Source organism: Agrobacterium bohemicum (genome assembly GCF_001562555.1).
Taxonomy (GTDB): Bacteria; Pseudomonadota; Alphaproteobacteria; order Rhizobiales; family Rhizobiaceae; genus Agrobacterium; species Agrobacterium bohemicum.
The window spans coordinates 1-4,503 of the sequence record NZ_KQ961044.1; the positions used below are offsets into that span (position 1 = coordinate 1).

6 protein-coding genes are annotated in these 4,503 nt (G+C 52.5%); 3 read left to right on the forward strand and 3 right to left on the reverse strand.

The genetic code is table 11. The features are described from left to right. Nucleotides 1-778 precede the first annotated feature (778 nt). Nucleotides 779-1,219: a phosphotransferase-like protein gene (locus ATO67_RS23960; RefSeq protein ID WP_425352245.1), complete on the reverse strand. Its 441-nt coding sequence runs from the start codon at nt 1,217-1,219 to the stop codon at nt 779-781. 103 nt (nt 1,220-1,322) lie between these two features. Continuing rightward, nucleotides 1,323-1,640 (reverse strand): Imm40 family immunity protein, encoded by a 318-nt coding sequence (gene imm40 / locus ATO67_RS22745; RefSeq protein WP_245304068.1) that lies wholly within the window; start codon nt 1,638-1,640, stop codon nt 1,323-1,325. Nucleotides 1,641-1,825: 185 nt separating this feature from the next. Here imm40 and ATO67_RS22100 point away from each other — a divergent pair, with 185 nt between their 5' ends. The 3 genes from ATO67_RS22100 to ATO67_RS22110 all read left to right on the forward strand — a co-directional run bounded on the left by ATO67_RS22100 (nt 1,826) and on the right by ATO67_RS22110 (nt 3,891). Then, on the forward strand, nt 1,826-2,455 hold the full coding sequence (locus ATO67_RS22100; protein WP_067654048.1) for a LysE family translocator: 630 nt from the start codon (nt 1,826-1,828) through the stop codon (nt 2,453-2,455). Then, nucleotides 2,452-2,910, forward strand: a complete 459-nt coding sequence (locus ATO67_RS22105) for a pyridoxamine 5'-phosphate oxidase family protein (RefSeq protein WP_082760395.1) — start codon at nt 2,452-2,454, stop codon at nt 2,908-2,910. Before ATO67_RS22100 ends, ATO67_RS22105 begins: the two co-directional genes overlap by 4 nt. Before the next feature lie 180 nt (nt 2,911-3,090). Beyond that, on the forward strand, nt 3,091-3,891 hold the full coding sequence (locus ATO67_RS22110) for an aminoglycoside phosphotransferase family protein (RefSeq protein ID WP_245304069.1): 801 nt from the start codon (nt 3,091-3,093) through the stop codon (nt 3,889-3,891). 170 nt (nt 3,892-4,061) lie between these two features. On the opposite strand, the gene ATO67_RS23415 is transcribed toward ATO67_RS22110, so the two are convergent. Further along, on the reverse strand, nt 4,062-4,503 hold a 442-nt coding region (locus ATO67_RS23415; protein WP_210176183.1), incomplete at its 5' end, for a hypothetical protein.

A 4,503-nucleotide genomic window follows, 5' to 3' on the forward strand; every position in this document is an offset into this window, starting at 1 on the left:
TACGGGTTGGCCGGAAATTAAATTTCGGGTCAATAATATATTTTTTCCACGCCCAATCGTTCCGCAATATATTTTTATATATGCAGCAAAACGAATTTAGTTTTTTATATATATTTACTGCTCAATTGCCAACGAAACCACCTTTCTCCTTGAGGATACAAATTCGCGTTCGCGGAACTCAATGAGCCCACGTTATGACCATTCTTTGCCCATCAAGCCAGAAAGCCGACGAGCCATTTCAACGGGACGCTGGAAGCTGCCTCGAAAATTGTATTCTATGTGGCAGCACCTCTCAGCGCCCCGATTATTCCATCATACGCTATGCCGACACACGGGCCCTGTGCGTCGGCTTAACTCCTGCCTGCTATCAATGCCGTTTGCTCACATTTCCCTTAGTGCCAACTCAACCCCATTCACCTGCCACCTTGCTCTCACCTGATCGAACCGGAAACAAACGTGATGGCTTGCGTCTTTCCATAACGATCATTCCTGCCTCACCTCCCACCTGGAGTACCAGCGTGGAAATCCATCGAAAAAGACCATAGCGGAATAATGTCTCTCGGTAAAGGCTTGTGTGATTATTTTCCTATTTTGGCTGCGGACGATAAAAGGGGGGGCATATGCGTCACGACCAAATGATACAGCCGGCTTTCGGCTTAAGGCTGCTATTGGCCCTAAGCGGACTTCGATTTCGCGAAACTGGACGAGCGAATGCTGTTTCTCCAGGCCGTGAGCAGCCTCTCAACATTTGCGTCGGCGCCGTCCTCAGACTGCAACTCTATGTCATACCGTTTGCCGACATGTATCGTCTCGAAATCCTTCTTGGCGCTGCCCATCGGTCGGTCACCTCTCGCGGCTTCACGCGCGACCAGAATTTCGAGCGGACAATGCACGGCGGCGAAGAAGACATCGTGCCCCGCCAGGAGACCGACAAGTTCTTCCAGCCACCCCTGGGTATCGAGAATATGTCAAGGATCAGATCATTACCTGCATCGGCGTATGCTTTCAGCGATCCATGGAATCCGGAGAAGAAAGCCATGCGGGAATCAGCCCAGCGGAAATCACCCCTCTTGAAGCGTTCAGTTGGAAGCACCCCAGCGTCGCGCAGATGATCAATGGATATGTGCCAGAATGGTTTCTCGATGCGTCTTTGCAGCGCTCTTGCAACGGTCGATTTGCCGCTACTTGACGCGCCATGAAGAAAGATAACATGTGCCATCCGTCATTCTCCCGGCTTTCCTGGACTGAGTAACGAAGGCATATGACACATCTATGACCGGTTCTGGCGCAACGCTGCCATGACGGCCATTGGCCCGAAGCGGTCATGCTGATCTGGGTACAAGTACGAAATAAGCATCCTCAACTGGATAATCGCTAATGTAATAAGATGCTTTGAATGCGCTTAATGACAGATCATCGGGACTCGGTGGAGACGAAGGCTCAAAATACCAGTTGTCATAGGTGTGACTGAAGTTCTTTCCAGGCCCGTTGAGGACATCCCCACCTAACAAAATGCATTTTGCGTCACGAAGTTTGCCAATCGCAACGAGAGCCTGCTCTTTGGTCAAGGCCCAGTTGGTACGACCAGGTCCCAGCCAGACACCCGTTGAGAGAATGGCATCAGCGTCTGCGGAATACACAATTGGCAACCCAGTCCCTCCTGTCGAACCGTTTAAACAAATACAAATTCCGGAGAAAGTGCAATGACCGTTTTTGGCGCAACGCTGCCGAGGCAGCAGTTGGCCCGAAGCGGACGGTTGCCATACTTGACGCGGAAGTTCACACTTCTAGTCTAGTGTGGATCGTGTGAATTGGAGGCCAGAGTATGCCAGCAGATATAATTGTCATCATGACCGTTCTGGCTCTCTACGCGGCCATCGTCATCAGTCCCGGGCCTAATTTTGCGCTGATTTCCCGCTTGGCCATCTCAGGGGCGAAGCGAACTTCTCTTGGCGCAACGCTCGGTCTCGCCTGTGCCGCAACCCTCTATGCGATCCTGAGCATGTCCGGCCTTGCCCTGTTGCTCACACGGATCGGCTGGTTGGCGGGCACGGTGCAGATCGCCGGAGGCCTGTTTCTGGTTTATCTTGGGATCAAGAGCTGGCTGCACGGCCCCACCCCGGAAGGCGTCGATGGCATTCCCTTGGCTCACGACAGCTTCGCACGGGGTCTACGGCTCGGCCTTCTTGTCAATCTCAGCAACCCCAAAGGGATTGCTTTTTTTATCAGCCTCTATGCCGCAACAATTCCGCCGGAAACTTCCACGCCAGCAAAGATTGCCATACTTTCCGGCGGTTTTGCCTTGGAAATTTTGTGGTATGGGCTGGTCGTCTGGCTGCTGTCCACCGGACCAGCGCGGGCCGCTTACAGGCGGTTCGGCGTCTGGATTGAGCGGATCATGGGAACGTTTCTCGTGCTGTTCGGTATCCACCTTATCTTGGAGAAGCGCGCATGACCGACAAATTAAACGAGCCGGAATGTGCCGTTCTCTGTTGGCTGGCGACGGTGGATTCCAGCAACAGACCGAACGTTTCTCCTAAGGAAATCTATGCCGAAACCGGATCAAACCGCCTTGTGATTGCCGATATTGCATCGGGGCGCAGTGTTAGGAATATTCGTGCAAATCCTGCCGTCTGTATCAGTCTGATTGACGTTTTTCTTCAGCGAGGGCGCAAGCTCGAAGGCATGGCCGAAATCATTGCCCCCGACCATCCTCATTTCACGACATTGGCTGCGCCGTTGCTGGCGAAGACACACGGCGCATTTCCGATACGCCATGTGATATCCGTCTTCATTGAACGGACCTCGCCCATCCTTGCTCCAAGCTATGTGTTTTATCCAGACCGAGGGGAGGCAGCGATCCGCGCGGATGCCTACCGCACCTACGCGGTTCAGCCGATATCGGAATGACCGCAATTGGCGCATTGCCGCCAACGCTGTATTTGGCCCGTAACTGACAACGAATGTCATGTAGCCGGAACGGGGCCGTGCTTTACAAAGGTCATTATGCACCAAGATGATCTACCCGTAACCGATGCGCTGATCCGTCAGCTCTTAGAGAGGCAAACGCCTCAGTGGACTAACTTGCCTGTGGATCGAGTCACGTCTTCCGGCACCGATAATGCGCTGTATCGCATTGGCGATGAATTGGTCCTTCGGATACCGCGAAGAAAAAGTGCGGCACTTCTGGTCTCAAAGGAACTGGACTGGTTACCTCATCTCGATGGCTTACCATTGATGACGCCATCACTCCGGTATCGTGGGCGCGTTGATCTTGGTTTGGATTGCGAGTTCGGGATATTCGATTGGATGGCGGGGAACATCGCCACCCCCGAAAACATCGCAGACGCCGAAGAGGCCGCAATCTCGTTGGCGAGCTTCTTGAAAGCCCTGCATGTGAAATCGACGGCAGACGCATCGATGGCAGGGCCAATCAACAATCTCAGGGGCATTCCCCTCACTGAGATGTCGGCTCGCACTCTTCCGGCTATTGACATCGTGTCGGATGAAATCGACGCAAAGGCGGCTGTTGAGCTTTGGAACGAGGCTCTTTCGGAGAGATATGACGCCCCACCGGTATGGCTGCATGGTGACCTCAAGGCAGACAATCTTCTGACCGTTGGTGGAAAACTGTCTGGGGTCATAGACTGGGGGCTGTCTGCCGTAGGAGACCCTGCTGCCGACTATGCAACCGCATGGTCGTGGGTGCAGCCATCTGCCCGAGAAGGATTTAGGAGCGTCCTGGGCTTGAGTGAGGGCGAATGGCTTCGCGGCAAAGCTTGGGCGTTGTATGGAGCGGTGATCGCCCTGAGCTATTATCGTGGCGGTAAAAACGAGCCGCTCTGTGAACAATGCCGACTCACGCTATCTCGGTTGGATTTGATGCTTTGACCGCTTATGGCGCAAAGCGGACGCTTGTATGCCAACCCACCTCAAGACCTACTCCGATCTTCTGTGCCGACCACAAATGCCGGATTAATGTCTACAAACGTATTCGAACCTCTAACCGCAGTACCGTGACCTCTTATCGTTAGCGAGTGGATGTATCTAAACGTTCTCGGTCATGGCTGAATGGCCTTATAAAGGAGATCGTAATGCGGGCGAAACTTGTCGCTTAATATAAACAACTCAGCACTAGAATTCTCTGCAGAGCATTCTTTGTATTTGCAGTAGTAGGCTCTGCACATAGGTTGAGCGACGCCATTGGGGTAATTGTCCTTAAAAAACATGTGCTTGTATGGCGCGTCATTGAAACTTGGAGCTGAGGGGCCATAATCACAAAAATATGGCGTCTGCTCAAAAGAGAGTTTCATCTCTTTTGGAAAAAGATCGAAAAGAGACCGGTGACAGGCTGCGTCAAGACCACATGCCCACACTGACAAGCGAAAAGCCTCATATGCGGACGCAATAGAGTTGGAGCCAGACGGGTAATCCCCCCGCAAACTAACCGGGTTTAAAAGTAGAATTTTCTCACAATGATTTTGGAGAAGATTCGGATGAAGA